Annotated in this window: 13 protein-coding genes; 1 reads left to right on the top strand and 12 read right to left on the bottom strand. The window is 43.5% G+C overall.

Going from position 1 to position 15,647, the window contains the following annotated elements; genetic code table 11:
- From C8N40_RS18300 to C8N40_RS18260, 9 genes are all read right to left on the bottom strand, one after another.
- Window positions 1-1,008, bottom strand: coding sequence for a PD-(D/E)XK motif protein (locus C8N40_RS18300; RefSeq protein ID WP_108213244.1), 1,008 nt, complete (start codon window positions 1,006-1,008; stop codon window positions 1-3).
- The gene (locus tag C8N40_RS18295) at window positions 983-3,874 is read right to left on the bottom strand and encodes a Z1 domain-containing protein (protein ID WP_146173595.1); all 2,892 of its coding nucleotides are present in this window, start codon (window positions 3,872-3,874) and stop codon (window positions 983-985) included. The genes C8N40_RS18300 and C8N40_RS18295 overlap by 26 nt, the downstream gene beginning before the upstream one ends.
- Before the next feature lie 5 nt (window positions 3,875-3,879).
- Window positions 3,880-5,379, bottom strand: coding sequence for an ATP-binding protein (locus C8N40_RS18290; protein ID WP_108213242.1), 1,500 nt, complete (start codon window positions 5,377-5,379; stop codon window positions 3,880-3,882).
- Window positions 5,380-5,628: 249 nt separating this feature from the next.
- The gene (locus C8N40_RS18285; RefSeq protein ID WP_108213241.1) at window positions 5,629-6,567 is read right to left on the bottom strand and encodes a DUF2971 domain-containing protein; all 939 of its coding nucleotides are present in this window, start codon (window positions 6,565-6,567) and stop codon (window positions 5,629-5,631) included.
- The gene (locus tag C8N40_RS18280; RefSeq protein WP_108213240.1) at window positions 6,537-7,682 is read right to left on the bottom strand and encodes a restriction endonuclease; all 1,146 of its coding nucleotides are present in this window, start codon (window positions 7,680-7,682) and stop codon (window positions 6,537-6,539) included. Before C8N40_RS18280 ends, C8N40_RS18285 begins: the two co-directional genes overlap by 31 nt.
- 3 nt (window positions 7,683-7,685) lie before the next feature.
- Window positions 7,686-9,263, bottom strand: coding sequence for a hypothetical protein (locus C8N40_RS18275; protein ID WP_108213239.1), 1,578 nt, complete (start codon window positions 9,261-9,263; stop codon window positions 7,686-7,688).
- Window positions 9,264-9,268: 5 nt separating this feature from the next.
- Window positions 9,269-11,395: an ATP-binding protein gene (locus tag C8N40_RS18270; protein WP_108213238.1), complete on the bottom strand. Its 2,127-nt coding sequence runs from the start codon at window positions 11,393-11,395 to the stop codon at window positions 9,269-9,271.
- 133 nt (window positions 11,396-11,528) lie between these two features.
- Window positions 11,529-13,157: a DNA cytosine methyltransferase gene (locus C8N40_RS18265; RefSeq protein ID WP_211318141.1), complete on the bottom strand. Its 1,629-nt coding sequence runs from the start codon at window positions 13,155-13,157 to the stop codon at window positions 11,529-11,531.
- Complete coding sequence (locus C8N40_RS18260) at window positions 13,138-13,569, bottom strand: very short patch repair endonuclease (protein ID WP_108213237.1); 432 nt, start codon at window positions 13,567-13,569, stop codon at window positions 13,138-13,140. The genes C8N40_RS18265 and C8N40_RS18260 overlap by 20 nt, the downstream gene beginning before the upstream one ends.
- Window positions 13,570-13,615: 46 nt before the next feature.
- Between C8N40_RS18260 and C8N40_RS18255 the strand changes: the two genes are divergently transcribed.
- Entirely contained in the window at window positions 13,616-13,843 is a 228-nt protein-coding gene (locus tag C8N40_RS18255; RefSeq protein WP_108213236.1) for a hypothetical protein, read from the top strand.
- 229 nt (window positions 13,844-14,072) lie between these two features.
- Here C8N40_RS18255 and C8N40_RS18250 read toward each other — a convergent pair whose 3' ends face one another.
- From C8N40_RS18250 to C8N40_RS18240, 3 genes are all read right to left on the bottom strand, one after another.
- Entirely contained in the window at window positions 14,073-14,489 is a 417-nt protein-coding gene (locus C8N40_RS18250) for a helix-turn-helix domain-containing protein (RefSeq protein ID WP_108213235.1), read from the bottom strand.
- Window positions 14,490-14,936: 447 nt separating this feature from the next.
- Window positions 14,937-15,146, bottom strand: coding sequence for a hypothetical protein (locus C8N40_RS18245; RefSeq protein WP_108213234.1), 210 nt, complete (start codon window positions 15,144-15,146; stop codon window positions 14,937-14,939).
- The gene (locus tag C8N40_RS18240) at window positions 15,137-15,415 is read right to left on the bottom strand and encodes a helix-turn-helix domain-containing protein (RefSeq protein WP_108213233.1); all 279 of its coding nucleotides are present in this window, start codon (window positions 15,413-15,415) and stop codon (window positions 15,137-15,139) included. Before C8N40_RS18240 ends, C8N40_RS18245 begins: the two co-directional genes overlap by 10 nt.
- Between the last annotated feature and the right edge of the window lie 232 nt (window positions 15,416-15,647).

Here is a 15,647-nt window from a genome sequence, read left to right as displayed (position 1 = left end):
TTAGTTTAAATTCTGGAAAGCAGACACTTCATTTGTAAGATAAGAGCTGCAATCGCTAAGAATAATTGAATACTGCACATCTCCCACACCTCCTCTAAGCTCATTTTCCTGAATCCGGGGGAATTGGTCTCTTACTTCATAAAGTGACTGAGATCGGATGATGTACCCTCTGCTCATGTACAGCACCCGGTGATGAGCCAGGTACCCGGCTTGAATCAGCTTAATCTTAAACTGCGCAAAAAGACTGAAGTCATCCTGCAGCAACGCTAAAACCGAATCAACCATATCATTCAATGTCTCTCCGGATGCCTGCTGTGTCTCTATGGACAAATGGAAGAGAAATAACAGCTCCAGGGTCGTTACATCAAGCTGTCTTTCATTGCTGATCTGTAGCCTCTGGTGATTATTACCCCGGCACGTCTTTACCTCCAATGCCCAGCTACCGTATTGAAAATCCCGGATACCATTTTCAGGACCAACCCAGGCAGCAAGGCACTTCACGTTATCGGAGGTAGCCAGCATCCTTCTGAGCACATAAAGCTCCCCATATAAACCAGCCTGCTGTTCCTGTGTCAGCCCTTCAGAAGATGCTTTCTCAAGTAGCGCCTGCCATTTATCTATTCTGCCTAGGAATTCTTTTATGACACGCTTGTGATCTGATACATCAATGATTCTGGAGATGATGTCCAGCAGCAGACTATCAAAGATATCCTCATAGTTACTATCCAGAAGTGAAAGTGACAGCAGCATACATTCCGGTTTCTGCGGATCAGCCACCTTTTCAATCTTCAGCCCTTTCAGATTTCGTTCAGTGTACACAGCGTTACCTATAGACAGGGGCACCCTTATCATTAAGCATCGTTTACTGTTAGGGTTCGTCAGCCCCAGGTACAGATCACAGGCAGACTGTTCTGAGTACCTTAACTTGGCAAATCCTTGGCTAAGTACGTCCCTTTGAAGCTGTCGCCATATCTGGCTTATTCTATTCATTCCCTCCATCTTCGGCATCTAATTCATCCGGGTAATCGAATTCATCTATAAACTGCTTATTTACAGCATACTCTATCTTCTCGTCATCCGCTATTTCAGGAAAACTGACAGCAAAGCCAATGATAGGAACATCTGACAAGGTTCTGCGCTCTGATTTGAAATCTTTCTGATCCGGTGCCCCGGGCTCCGGCCACCTGTGGTTAGGGGAATAATGAAGAGGGTAAAGAATCAACAGACCGTTGCTGGCCGCACGCGTATATCTTACTCTGGCTCCGCTTGGCAACACAGGTTCCTTTTTTTTCTCTTCCTTTTGCCAGTCCATTTTGGTTAAGGCCAGCGCATGACTAATCCTCTGATCAGACAAGTCAATCATTTCATGGTTCGGCGAGATGATCATGGCTTTGTTGATAGAGTAGGAAGAGACAATCTCTTCAGGATGTGTCAGGGTAATGCTCCTGTCTGTCAAACCGATCTCAGTATCCATCCCATTAATTTCAAAGTGCCAGGCATCCTCTTTTTTCGCTGTTGTATTGTTCACAAGCACCACTGTCCAGTTGACAAGGTTATTGCTTCGCACCTGTGCATTAATATAATCTGCCATCTTGTGGACATCAAGCACTTCTCTTCCTATTGAATAGGCGCCCAAGAACTGGGTAATTAAATTACTGTTGTTGATTCCCTGCCACACATACTGCTGATTTTCTAAAAGTTTGTTTACAGGTCCTCCGGGTTTTCCAAGTGCTGCAATAAGCTGAGTTGCTGCATCAAAGTTGTTTTGAAAGAGTCTCTGATCAACCTTAAACCTGTATGTCTGCTCCAGCTCACCGGAATAGCTCAGCATCATAATCTGCTTATGCCTGAACTTATTGGCTGCGGTGATTTTCAGAACTCCGGGATGTGTACGCACCTTAAGTCCGTAATTTCTGGGGGTCTCGTTCAGCAGGAACATATAGTCAAACTCAGCTCTCATTTCCTCTGAGGCTATAGTGATGTGCTCGAACCACTCTATCAGCTCTCTGCTGGTGAACAGCCTGCACAGGTCTGCATAGCCGGGCCTGTAACCGAACCACCTGCCCATCTGCATCAGCGTGTCATACATCTTCGAAGCCCTCAGGTAATAGCTTGTTGTTAGCCCTTCCAGCGTAAGTCCGCGGGATAGTTTATCTCCGCCGACCGCTATAACCGACAGGTAGTTCCCCTGCTGTTCAGACAGAAAGTAATCCAGCGGTGAGATATTATGGTAGGTAAGCCCTGCTATATTTTTATCGCCGTGAACTGCCCGAACCTCAACCTTTGAGCTTGCATTGAAAAGCTCCTTCTCCACCTTAGCCCAGGGAATGGGCTTGATTTCCGGATCATAAAAGGTATGCGTCTGATTAAGTATCTGGTTGGTTTTTGGCTCGAAGTCCTCCTTCCATATTTTTTTCAGGTCTTTCAGAATCGTACCCTGATTAAACTCCAGCTGCCGTTGATAAGACTTTAGCTCTTCATCCACCAAGCTGGCAATCCGGTCCTGCCAGTCAATATATCTGGAGACGTGAATCAGCATGGAGTTATGCACATTTATCTGCTTCCTGACTCTCCGTGCAGCGCACGATAGCAGGAAGCTCTTTATCGCATACTTCAGGCTCTCCGGCAGCACCTCCGGAAGCCCTACTCCTTTTTTATGCTTATCCGGAACAAAGCTATGGTAATCCGATATCTGTGTAACTACAGGCAGAGGCTCTTCGGAAGTCTCTGATGATGAAGAGGCTGGCAGGCCAAATACCTTTGAGGGGCCTATATAATTTGAAGGGGCAGGAATGTTGATGATAAAGTCCCTTGGGAACAGATCCTGTCCGACAGAAAACTCGAAATCCTTGATATTAAGGTTAAGTCCTTTTGTCTGTTCCTCGTTCAAAAGAGGGATAAAGATGTTTGCAAAAGGGGTGGCCGTATAGCCCACGTATGCGCTCTGCTCAAACAGGGCCAGTAAAGCACGTATACATCCGTTAATGGTTGAAACCGTGCTGGGATTCACATTGACTGAAGCATTGTCAGCCTCATCATCAATCAGAAGGAACGGCAGATCCCGGATAATGATGTTTCCGTCAGGCGTCTTATCACCCCTTACTGCAAGCCAGGATACAAGATTTTTAAGGATTGACGCATTTTTTTTGACAACAAGTATAATCGGATCCGTGCCTCTTATGTTCACTCCGGAGGCCTGTGCGGCAGGTCCCCGGAAATCTCCGTTTATTCTGCTTGTTGTTAGGGCATGCGCAGGTAAGTTTTTATTGAATTGCCCTACACCGATTCTGTTTCCGGCGTTGGAGAAGTTCATAGCTGTCTGTGTGTTGAACCCCAGAAATCCTTCATCAACTCTTATCTGCGTCTGACTTCTTAAGCTGTCGTGCATACCTGCCAGAACGATAATCAGTTTAAACCCCGCATCAGCAGCCTTGTTGATCAGTCCGATGTAGTTACCGGTCTTACCTGACTGCACCTGGCCTACCACCATGCCCCGCTTATCCCAAGGCCCCGGCGTTGTGGGATCGATTATCCTGTCAAGGATATCATCTGTTAGGTTATCCAGCTTATTCAGCGTAGACGGAGCAATTTTTCTCTGCAGATACATGACATACCTGTTCCAGAAGTTCCATCTGATTTCTGACTTTTTATTTTTTAACCAGGGAGTGTAGGTTTTATCATCAATGAGGATTTTGTAATTGTCAGAAAACACAGAAAACTGAGACTCCAGATACTTGTAAAGGAAATCACATTCTCCTGCCAGGCCCGGGAATATTTTCAGAACATTTTCAACTGCGTCCTTCAAATCCGAATCCGTTACGTTCTTTTTCGCCTGTAGAAGCGTTATGCCTATTTGCTTTGCCTGTTCGATCATTTCCGTCACTCTGATACAGAGTCTATAAACTGTGGGTATAAATTAAAGGGCTCCATGTTCAGAATCGCCATTTTAGCGAATTCATCTGTTTTGCCCTGCGCTATAAATGATTGGTACATGAGCTTCATCAGGTTAATGACCGGCTCATGGGAGCTTCCCTCAAAAGGTTGCCCCTGTGCATCAGGCTGCTCACTTTCCCTGATAGTGATAAGGGGCACAGGAACTGTTTCCTCAATCAGTCTGAGTAACCGTTGGAGATCAGCTGCTTTTCCGGTGAAGCCGGACAGCAACTGACTGATGAGAGGATGTTCTCTGTTGATGTTATAGAAACGCTTCCCGTGCCTGACTTTTTCAACCCATACAGGCTGAAACTCAACAGAGGCATACTTACGCTGCAACACTTTCCCTTTGTGCCGGTATACTTCTACAGCCTGAGCACGGACTTTGCTGGCATAAGCCTTAAGGTGGTCTCTCAGGACAAGGGGAGGTCTGGCGACTGATTTTTTAATATCGATTTGCCAGTCTTCATCCAGACTGTTCGGCAAGTCAATCATGATTCTGGCAAGCTTGAAATGCTCCTCCTTTCGGAACATGCCTAGCCAATCGCCGGCCAATAGCAGGCGCTCCTTACGATAAATGTAGAAGCCCTGATGAGCGTTCCAGCCATTTGGCCCTTCAGCCTCTCTGAACTTTACCGTCGTTAATTTGGATTTGTGCGGCAGAACATAGCCCCGAAGCTTTACTTTTGCACCCTGAAGAGGCTCCTCGGGAAACTTCTGCGTTGCCGGCTCATTGATCAGGAAGGGATCCCAGGCGATGACTTCCCGCTGCTGGAACCAAAGCTTGATTTTATTATTTTCGATGTACCGGTGAAATGTCATGGCCAGATGTTGCTTCACCTGCTCCATCCTTTTCAGAAACTTATCCAGAGAGGATTTGTCACCTTCATTCAGATTGCTTACCAGCCTGTCTATATCATTCCACACCACAGTAGTTCCAGATTCCAGTTCCTCCAGCTGCTGCTCAAACAACAGATCCGGCAGAATCCTGATCAGGTTCCATTTACCTGTTTGGTTGACATAGTCAAGGTCCCAAGTCCAGTAAATCGGATTAGCTTCTTTCTTTTTTGAGATGACACAAAGCTTACGGCATTGAGAAAAGGAGGCGGTTTTTAGTCCCAAGCCAAAACGCCCCAAGTCATGGGAGTGGCGCACTTCATTAGGATTTCTGGAGCCGGGGCGCATGGCTCTGATGAGCTCTTCATTGTTCATGCCGCTGCCATCATCTTTTATAGCAAGCCAAGTAGAAGCACCCTTCCAGTCAAAGTCAACCCACACGTTATAAGCACCGGCTGAGATAGAATTATCGATGATGTCGGCAACAGCCGTTTCGAGACTATAGCCAATGGCTCGGAAAGTTTCAATCATCGATCCTGCCTCAGGCTCGGCAGGAGTAGTTTCCACGGATGATAGGTCAACCGCAGAGGTAGCATAAGTTTGTTCCATTTGCTTCAGCTGTTCATATGATCGCACGAATGCGAGTGACCAGAATTGAAATCCTTTGCAGGAATGAGCTGAAATAACTTTTGCACATGATCACCCCTGTCCATTGCTAATATATGAAATTCAATATTAAATAAAACTATTATTTAACAGATATTAGCCCCTCAACAAGCTTCTGTAGAGGTCGTCTGGGAACAGCTGGCATGCTGTTTACTTATTATTGTGCCTTAATGATACGGTTTGAGAACTATTTTATTGAATGAGAACTTCATATTTACTTTTGCTACGTACTGCTTGTTTTACTGGAACGTCTAGGCCAAGTAGCGTCAGTATGTTGTTGATCTTATCGATATTATCATTCGATGCTTTCTCACCAATAATTACCGCTTTTATCGCATCCTTAGAATATAAATAGGGCTCTCCATCTTTACCATCAGACTCTGTGTGCAGTATCAGCCGGGTTTCTTCTTCATACTCCCAATTAATTGGTTTCTGACAAAGCATGCTCCGATATAGAACGTACAGTAGATCTTGTGCTTCAAGTAATGCTTTGCGGTAATCCGGCAAAAAAACATCCTCTTTAAAGTCCTTTATGTACTTCTTTGAAGATTCTGTTTCTTCAATCGCCATCTCATGGTACCATACCTGATCTCTGGCAACTTCATAAACCATAGTATCAATAACAGGAGGTAATTTTGAATAAAATACTTCATGCACCTCCGCATATTTAGGCGAATTCTTTAGCAGTAGGTCTTTATCAAATTCAATACAGAAGCCGCGGAATCCATCAGCATAGTGCGACCACATTAGCAAATTATCTGGTCTTCTACTAAAACATGATATTCGGGCACTTTCAAGATAGTGACCTACCTTCATGGAACAGGGATGTATAAACTCACTGCAATAGTTAAATAGGTCTTCTTTTGAAACGTTATGTCCTGAAGTAAAACCCCACATTCTAGCAACATGATCAAAGCGGTCCCATTCTTTTTCAGGGTCGGGTATTCCACTTTTTTCAATACACCAGCACTCAAACGGATCATTGAAGGCCTCGTAATGGCTACACCACAGCTCCAAGTTTATGAGGTTAGTCAGGGCATAATGGTTAAAAGCACAATATTTGTACATTACTTCTGTTCCTATTCTCGATTTAGAAGGATTTACATTTTCTTCAACACTGCTTGCAACCATTCAGCTTTTATACCATCCTGTTCAGTTAGGCGTAGTTCACGTAAAATGTTGACAATATCACTCCCTGAGAATAGCCTCACAGGGTAATCATCCTGCAACACTTCTTTTTGGGTTTGAGGTGTATAATATGAGGTGGTTACAAAAATGCCAAACTGACCACGACCTAGTCGGGCTACCAGTCTAGATACATGTTTAGGCTGTACAGGATTGTTTCGTGCAAATTTTTTGGCTTCTCCAAGAAACTCTAATTCGTAATGAATCGGATATGGGATAGCAAATTGCCCAAAGAAGTCGAATCCTCCATCTGCTGTAGGGCGTGTTCGCGTAATCTTGTGGTGAACGTGTGGTAAGTTTCGAAAGAGTTCCACAACTACCGCTTCAAACTGCGTTGGGGTAAGTTCGCTAAGTTGACTCAACAGTTGGGCCTCTCTACTCATTTCAGGCGGCAACTGTTCATCACGGCTTCTTATGCTCCTAGACCACACATCCAGCTTACGGGTATTGCCACGGATATAGTCCTGCCATACCCGTGGTGCTGTCTCGTTCAGCGTCTTAAGATCTTCACACTTCACTCGCTGGTGCAACCAAGCTACATCTACCTCCTCTTCATCAAGTATAGAGAGTTCGCAACGATAGTTTTTTACCGGTTTTCCCTGATCTTCAAACCAAGTAAGCTCGAGGTTGGTGAGTACGCAAAGGCCGTTAAATTTAACGAGGCCGCTTTTTACTTTGGAAAAGTGAAGTATTGGAGGAATTTCACTTCTTCTATTTTCCAGCACTTTTTCCCAAACATTTTTCAGGTGCCTATTTCCTCTGAATCCATCATAGCTCGTTTTTTCATGATGCTTGGCATCGCCCCAGTAAAAGATTGATCCCGAAGAGTAATCAATTGTATCCTCCCATGGATTATACCATCGGTGATTGATGTTTCGAGTAATCATAACGATATAAGCTGGCAAGTCCGCACGAATATTAAGGTACCTAGCTGAACGAATTCCGCCAGAATTTCCTATACCACTTTCACTACACGAGAACCAGCTCACAAATTGATCTTCCTCACGAGACACACTTAGAATATCTTTGTAATTGTGGGATATTATAAAGACATTACTCATATATCAGGAGACAAAAGAAATCCCAGGCCGATTCACATGAGCCGAAACATTAGCAATGATATCAAGTAAAAGTTCTCGTCTAAGTCGATATTTAAGAGTGGTTCGGCTCCTAATTTCATGCGGATCCCTAGATTTTAGGAGATGGTAATCGAATACCATTTTTACATAGCCATCATCTAAAAAAAATACTGGTTGTGCTTTGTATAAATGATCGTTCTGTACTCTAAGCTTTTTTGCTAGTGACTCTGGATAAATTACTCCAGAAACCAATCTGCATTTTTTCCATTTTTTCTGTGCATAATCGCAAATTGGAGAGACTTCCAACTCAATAAAGCGGATTAACTTTAATTCCTCCTTATCAATGTTTATAAAATAGGTATCGGCAAACCTTTCACGATCATCTTCCTTTACATTAACTTCATAAATATTACCAGGTACCAGTACGTTTGTTGGGTTTTGTTCAAGGTGAAGCTTAGTATTTAAGTGAGGAGGGATAGACTTGTAGATATCGAGTACAAAATTGACGGCCTCTTCCCATTCAATCTTTATTGCTTTAAGCTTGTGCTTATCTTTATTCTCAGCTATTTTAATGCTATTAATTTGGCTGTTTTCATCAATATCATCTTGAAAGATTTTGAATACATTATCTTCCGCTACAAGACGAATTACTGATTCCTTAAACTTAACTTTAATTAGTTGCTCACCCTGTTTGGATGCGTAATCTGGTAATTTAACTTCTTGGATACTGGTTTCTAAGCTATCAGTAAACGATTGAATAAATGTGAGTACGGATTCTTTCAGCAATTCCTCATCAGAGATTTCATTCTGCCCTACACGTGCTATGCCCATTCGCCTGAATACATCACGCATGTTTTGCTCCCACGTTTCATCGTGAGGCAGAGTTGCAGAGATATTAGCTACGGTATGGGCTGCTGAGCTTTTGATAAGGTTTTCCCAGATGATAAACAGATGAAAAACTCCTGCCTTTTTTAATTCTTCTGCAATAGCATTTTCTATAGTGGCTACGGCTTCAGGTAGTACTTCGTACTCCGCATCCTTATCAACAATCCATTTGTTCTTAATTGCATCAGCAACGCTCGTCAATTCATCATCTTCAAAACCCGCATCTGTTAATTGCGCTAAGACCTCTTCAATCAATTCATGTGCTCCCACTTCCTGCTTTTGCCTGATACAGTCTTTTTTGTTTAGTGTTACCGTACACACAGGACACAAATAGTCGTTTTGAAGTTTAAGCCGCTCTTTCAACTCTTCTGCATATAGAGCATCTTTTAAACTCCATATAACCAACATATATGGCCCATTGTCTGAAGGGATGATATGTTCTAGTATGTGTAATACTCTTGAAGCAATTGTATGTGCATCATTGTCGCCTTCAATTAGTTGAAGGTCCATGAAAATCAGACGAACTTTCTGAAGTGGTTGTTCAGGCATTTCGTCGGGGTTATTGCCACGGTACCAAGTAGTGGCAATGCCTTGTTTTGAAAGGGCTGTAATAATAGGAAGTGCTTGCTTGGGCTGATCATCCACAATCACTACCGATCCATTTTGTGGCAGGTTCATTTATATTACTTTTCGTTAAGCTTGAAAGCAAGCGCCACTATAGCACCTGCGCGGAATTCTTCAGGTATAGTAAATTGATCGGGGCTAGGAAAGAGTAACTCTCCATGTTGACTATTCATTATTTCATAGGCAATGTGTAAGCCTATGCCAATCCCACCATCTTTATTAGAAATAAATGGTTTAATGACATCTTCTGTAGGAAGGGTAAAGCCAGGCCCATTGTCCGCTAAAATGATGGTGACAAATCCCGGTAACTCATCAGTAACATCAATCCATAGTTTTTTCTTCTGCACTTTTCCATAGTCCAACCACCAAATGGAGTTGTCGATGATATTGATGATGGTACCCACTACAAGTCCATCAGAGCAGCGCACTCTAGTTTCAAATTTTTTTTCTTCCTTCCAGGCATCAATTACTTCGACTTTATGAGCTTTGATACGATAGGAAATATTCCATAATGCCTGTCGAACCACTTGTTTGAGGTCAGATTCTTTACGAGACCGCCTTCGGATTAACCCGCTATACCCATCAATGAGTTTGCCCATGTGCCAGGTGAGGTTCTTAATTCGTTCAGATTCCGCATCAGCTTTCTTACTTTCCTCTACCACGTAAAGCATTTCCTGCACAATTTTCTCTATCTCATGAACAACAATACTAAGGCTTAAACCTGCGCTGGCACTTCTTATGTACACTTCACTAATAGTCTTGTAGTCATCCTCAATCTCTGAGATTTTGCGCAGAATATCAGTTTTCACTTCTCCTGGAGTTAAATTATCCTCTACCTTTTGGCGAAGAATCTCCAAATTATCCGCTACGGGAACTTGCTTGCCGCCCCCTTTACTGTAATGGCTGCGTATTTTATCTTTATCGATATTCCTCTGAGCTACAACCTGACTTATGGTAAACCTAATTGCTGCATAAAATGTACGGAATGCATCATTTTCAATAAAACCTTCGCGATTGGTCTTCTCTATCAAGTCCTTACTGGCAAGCCGATCAAGGGAAACCGCACCAATAACAATATTATTGCTCAGTCTAGCAGCTGGTAAATTAACTCGTTCCAAATCTAGACTCAGCCAGTCGTTTCCCGGTTCTCCGTAGTCGTACACCCTAACACCATCCCTGTATACCCGAACACCCCCATTGTCTTTGAGGTAAGATTTAAGTCCCTGTTTGTCCTGTACACCTAGGGAAAGAACGTTACTATCCAGATCAAAAATCAGTAACTTCAATTTGATTTCTCCGATTTTATGATCAGAGAGATCAATATCTTTCATGATTTTCTTCTTCGCCTCTTCATCATATTCTTTCTGCACCATTGATACCCCAGAGGCCGTATACTCTCTTCCTTGAAGCTCCTTCATAGTAGCCCAAGGAACGAATTCATAATTCAACGTCTTGATTTCATTGTCTTTCAAGGTTGCCTCAGCAATAAATAGTGCACTATCTTTTATGTCTTTAAATGAAAGCAGGCCACCTAGCCAGTTTGGCCGGTCTGTTTTAAAAACAACCTTAAAAGACTCCGTAGATTCGAAGGGAGAGTTTAGGGAATTTATGGCCCTGTACATGCTCCGTACAGCACCTCGCGTCCACTTGCTTCTGAGGCCACTAATAATAATTTTGGTACCCGTTTTGCCATCAGTAAATACTTCAGGATTTCGCTCTGTTAGACTAATAGGGACTTTGTCCAACATATCATCATTATCGAAATCCTCCCAGTTTATTATGAGATGCGCTTCTTGGCTATCAGCTTTTTTGCTAATCATCTCAATACGCTGCCCCAACTTGTGTGCTCCGAAACGTCCGATACCCTTTTCTCCTAAAGGTACGCGGTTACATTCTCCTATAAATTCCTCCTTTTCAATCTGGACCTTTTTGTGTGTCGTACCTGGTGTTAGCCACACATTTTTAATCAAGGAATGATCCATACCATAGCCATCATCCTCAATAATAATCTGACCTTGATCCGGATTCTCAATGTTCTTCATCCTGATGGTGACCTTCTTCGCACACGCATCGTAAGAGTTCTTTATGAGTTCGAGAACAGCAATACTTTCACTTCGGATTAGTTGATCTCCAAGTTGAAGTATGATGCGGGCTTTGGGGCGAAAATTCGTATCGTTGTTGCTCATTAATCCTTTTATAAAAAATACCTAAATCAGTATCTCCGATCAGTTTTGCCAAAATGATGAACTGCCACCACACACCTGATGATACAGTACTGGCCTTATCCAACATAATGATTAGTTTACAGTAGGCTTGACCTTAATCTATTATATCAACAGCCTCAATCCTCTGAATAGTGCTTTCTAACGTATTGAGCTGGTCTTCGGCAAATTGAAATACATCAACTACTATTTTTGCAATTTGAAATGCCAAGTAAGGAGGAACAGCATTACCTACTTGTTGATACTGAGAAGTTCTCGGGCCGCAGAAAAAGTAATTGTCGGGAAAGGTTTGAATACGCGCAGCTTCTCTTACTGTCAGGCTTCTGCATTGTGCCGGGTCAGGATGAATATAATAGTGACCATCCTTTGAGATATGGCTTGTAATTGTTTTGGACGGTTTATTCCAAAGTTGCACCCTGAACCTGTCTGCAAATTTCTGACTATCGACCCCTTCCTTCACATTTTTGTGCGCTGGTAGCAGCTCTGCAGGAAAGTCCTCTAACTTTGGCGATCTCTGGTATACTTTGGCGAAACTAGATACAAACAAATATCTTAAAAGATCACTATTCATGTGCCCCCTTGCTGTGTGGTTACACACTCCCCCGATTCTTTTATCATAGAACCAATCTTGCCTATACTCAACCCTAATCGCCTCGTCGGGAAAATACTCTGTACCTTTATCCATATTAGAGTTCCGGATGCTTTCAACCTGAAGTTGAATTTCCTCAAGAAGCTCCTCTCCTACATTTGCGAAGACTTTTGCCAACTCAGTCTGTACAATAGCATCTTTCCACGCTTCACAACTATCTTTTTGTTTTGACAGGCCACTTCGAAGTTTTGGCAAACCTTCGAGAACACGGGCTATAGAAACTTCTTCAGTTGGCCTTAGTGAAGCTGGAGAAAAATCAATATCCTTTCTTACACCTAATAAAATGACACGGTGCCTAGTCTGCGGAACACCATACTTCTCAGCATGTATGACAAAGCTCTTCTGATCATAAACAGGGTTGCCGTGCAGATCCCAGCTTGGGGGAGTCTCTACTAAGGAGAATATCCTGTAGCCTTGGCATTCAGTTTCCTCCTGCGTATCATCTCCTACACCCGGGAAAACCTTAGTCGGATCAGAAAGATCATGAAGAATTCTTGTAAAAATGGAGCTATCTTTTGTTTTCGCTGAAAGCAGCCCTTTCACGTTCTCCATGACGAAAACTGCAGGTTTGTGCACAGCCAGAATACGCAGATATTGTTTGTACAGCCCTACCCTGTTATCTTTTGCTTCATCAAGTATCTTATCTTGTCTTCTTGACCTTCCAACAATAGAATAAGCCTGACAAGGAGGGCCTCCGATTAGTAGCCAATTCTTATTGCCCTTCAATGCACTAGTGATTCGCAGATCCACCTCTTCGGAGGATGCAGAGTCTTCATCATCTCCGAGTGTAGTCAGCCACGCCTCTTCCTTTGCCAGAGCTGCCTCGTCTGGCCACCTCTCGTAAAGCTCGTGCAATGAAATCTGTCCTTTGATAAAATCATAGTAGTCTTCAGGAACAGTACCGGGTTCAAACTGCCGGAAAAAGCTTCTGAGAGTAAGCGTCTGATGCGCAAATTCCTCCTTCTCTATTGATAATGCAATGTCAAACATTCTGCTGCCCTCTTCATTCAACAAGGCGCTAAAACCTTCGCCTAGGCCACCAGGGCCTGCGAAAATATCAATTACCGGTATTTTCAAGCTTGATTGATTCAATTAGATTATTAAGAGTTTCTTCCTTAGTCTTTGGTTTTAACTCACATTCAAATATCGTTATAACTTTCCATCCTTCTTGGGTTAATTTCGAAAGATTCTGATCATCAAGCTCCTTGTTTCTGTGAATTTTTTGCCGCCACCAATCTGTTCTTGTTTTTGGAAGAACAAAGTATCTGCAGCCCTCATGACCATGCCAGAAACACCCGTTTACATTGATGACAGTTTTGTATCTTGGCAGTACTATGTCTGGTTTCCCGGGAAGTTTTTTATCATGAAGCCTATACCGGAATCCATTCGCATGCAGAAACTTACGTACCAGCAGTTCAGGTTTCGTGTTCTTACCTTTAATTCTGGACATGTTAAAACTTCTTGTTTCTTTGGAGTGCACATCTGCCATAGATTATAAACCTAAAATACCTAAATTAGTAACTTAAACGCAGGATATGATCGAAGATATAATTAAGGAATATAAGGTTGAGATTATCAGGGAACCTGGACCTAACCCTTTAACCGGTGAAATTTATCCCTTTGCATATGAAGAGCTGAACATAGAAGCCACATCAGAAAGGAATGCTTATGTCACTGCCTGTGCCTTGTTCAAGATGAAAGCAAGAGGACAGCTGCTTAGGTTTTTTATTAATGGAGAAGAGTTCTTTGATGAGAACTACTAAGGAGAAAACTTTAAGACATAATTATAGCTATAGCCCTTAGCAAGGTTAGTTCTTACTTTCTGTTTTCTATCTATGTTTTAAACGACATTGGCTTAATAGGTTATAGTCGTAAAACGAAAAACGCACTCAAGTTAAATAATGCCCAAGTACATTTGTATATTGTTATAATCAAACAACAGGATCTTATATCTCAGCACTCTAAACAGGAACCCTAGGAGTAATAAAATTACTAATGAGCACTTTGATTCTTTAACAGTCTTTCCAGTAACTCAACTTTCTCCCTTTCACTCTTAAGCAAAGCATCGTATAGTTCTATGATTTTTTCAACAGCATTAAAGTTGAAGGTATGTTGATTACAATTACCTACACCTGCTCCAGCTGAAGAATGATCATGCATATTTTGGATGTGAAACACAGTGCCTTCCTCTGTGAAATTCTTTATAGCCTCAGCCGTAACACCTAAAGCTTTAGCAATCCTTTCCAATGTCATATCATCCACCTCCTCTTCCTGCTCTATGCGGGAGATGTTCTGCTGGGTCGTGCCCAGTTCAGTGGCAAGGGCGGCTTGCTTCACACCAAGAGCGGTGCGCATTCTGCGGACGTGGTCGCCCAAGTGGATCGGTTGTTTTCTGGCTGCTGTTTCCATATAATTAATTTACGAATTTCTCCTTAAAATACCAATTAATAATTTCTTGTTTTTCACAAGCAAAATATTGTTTATTAAAAGTGCACCATGCCTTCCAGCGTAATTTAAATTGTCCTTAATCGATTGGGCTGGCAGGTCGCTAAACAACCGTTATAAAGATAGAAGGTATTCGGAGTATATCAAAAACGGGTAAGCTAAGCCTGTCCTCCCGCTGCCGGAAAACGTCTTTCCGGCTTTCCCCCAGTTAGAGCCGAGGAGGCTGGAAGGATGTGGCAACACAGATAACCTCCCAGCCTCCTCGGCTCACAGCTCAATTCCAAGAAAAACCCAGCTTCATTAGCTTAGCGTCCCCGGCTGTTTCAGTTGCTTCCCCCTCCTTCGCTAGGGCCTGATGCAAACCAGACTTTTGGAGGAGGGGTCGTAGGAGGGCAGGTAGTAGAGGTAGCCCTACCTGTCCAGCTCCCGAAGGCAGCGGTGGTAGGTGGTTCGGGATCTGATGCGCGCCCAAGCCATCACCTCTTTCCTATTTACCCGGAAAGCCCCGCCGCCCCGGCTTTGGACCAGCAGGGCCATGTAGAGGTTTAGGTGCGGGCGGCGCAGGCGCCTGTCCCCTCGCGCTTTCCTGTAAAAGCCCGTCAATTGCGCACTTACCTCCATGACCGTACCTCCTTTCCGTTCAGCAGCTTGGAGATGTCCTCCTGGCGGTAGTAGTGGGTGCCTCCAACCTTGACGGAGGGCAGCGTGCCCTCCACCCGCAGCTTCTGCAGCGTGGAGGGGGAAACCTGCAGCATGCGCCGCACCTCAGCGGACTTAAGCACCTTCTTCGGCGCCTCGGCCTGCTGCTTTCCAATGAGCTTGGCCAGGTCCTCGAGCAGCTGCCGGTGGAAGGCTTGCAGGTCTTGCCTGGTGATAATTTCTACGGACATTTTCTTAGTTTTTATGGTTATAGGGTGAAGATGCCCCCTTTTCCATCCCCCTTTTCACAAGCCGAGCCCAACTTGTGAAAAACAATTTTACCGGGTAAAAAACAAGGAGAAAAGCTCCTCCTCCCGTCCTTAACCCCACCAGATTCGCCTGAACCAGGCTGTTTCCGCGGAAAAGCAGCCAAATTCCCATTTATCCCGTCCAAAGAGCCTCTTCTTATGCCATTTTCCCCTA

Origin of the sequence: Pontibacter mucosus (genome assembly GCF_003054055.1) — a bacterium.
GTDB lineage: Bacteria > Bacteroidota > Bacteroidia > Cytophagales > Hymenobacteraceae > Pontibacter > Pontibacter mucosus.
The sequence above is the reverse complement of the archived record's forward strand: the minus strand, read 5'-3'. Positions and strand labels throughout refer to the sequence as shown.

Excerpts from the sequence above, each read along its gene's own strand:
- C8N40_RS18275 (WP_108213239.1), bottom strand. The coding sequence starts at position 9,263 with ATGAACCTGCCACAAAATGGATCGGTAGTGATTGTGGATGATCAGCCC.
- C8N40_RS18280 (WP_108213240.1), bottom strand. The coding sequence starts at position 7,682 with ATGAGTAATGTCTTTATAATATCCCACAATTACAAAGATATTCTAAGT.
- C8N40_RS18285 (WP_108213241.1), bottom strand. The coding sequence starts at position 6,567 with ATGGTTGCAAGCAGTGTTGAAGAAAATGTAAATCCTTCTAAATCGAGA.
- C8N40_RS18250 (WP_108213235.1), bottom strand. The coding sequence starts at position 14,489 with ATGGAAACAGCAGCCAGAAAACAACCGATCCACTTGGGCGACCACGTC.
- C8N40_RS18255 (WP_108213236.1), top strand. The coding sequence starts at position 13,616 with ATGATCGAAGATATAATTAAGGAATATAAGGTTGAGATTATCAGGGAA.
- C8N40_RS18260 (WP_108213237.1), bottom strand. The coding sequence starts at position 13,569 with ATGGCAGATGTGCACTCCAAAGAAACAAGAAGTTTTAACATGTCCAGA.
- C8N40_RS18270 (WP_108213238.1), bottom strand. The coding sequence starts at position 11,395 with ATGAGCAACAACGATACGAATTTTCGCCCCAAAGCCCGCATCATACTT.
- C8N40_RS18290 (WP_108213242.1), bottom strand. The coding sequence starts at position 5,379 with ATGGAACAAACTTATGCTACCTCTGCGGTTGACCTATCATCCGTGGAA.
- C8N40_RS18245 (WP_108213234.1), bottom strand. The coding sequence starts at position 15,146 with ATGGAGGTAAGTGCGCAATTGACGGGCTTTTACAGGAAAGCGCGAGGG.
- C8N40_RS18295 (WP_146173595.1), bottom strand. The coding sequence starts at position 3,874 with ATGATCGAACAGGCAAAGCAAATAGGCATAACGCTTCTACAGGCGAAA.
- C8N40_RS18300 (WP_108213244.1), bottom strand. The coding sequence starts at position 1,008 with ATGCCGAAGATGGAGGGAATGAATAGAATAAGCCAGATATGGCGACAG.
- C8N40_RS18240 (WP_108213233.1), bottom strand. The coding sequence starts at position 15,415 with ATGTCCGTAGAAATTATCACCAGGCAAGACCTGCAAGCCTTCCACCGG.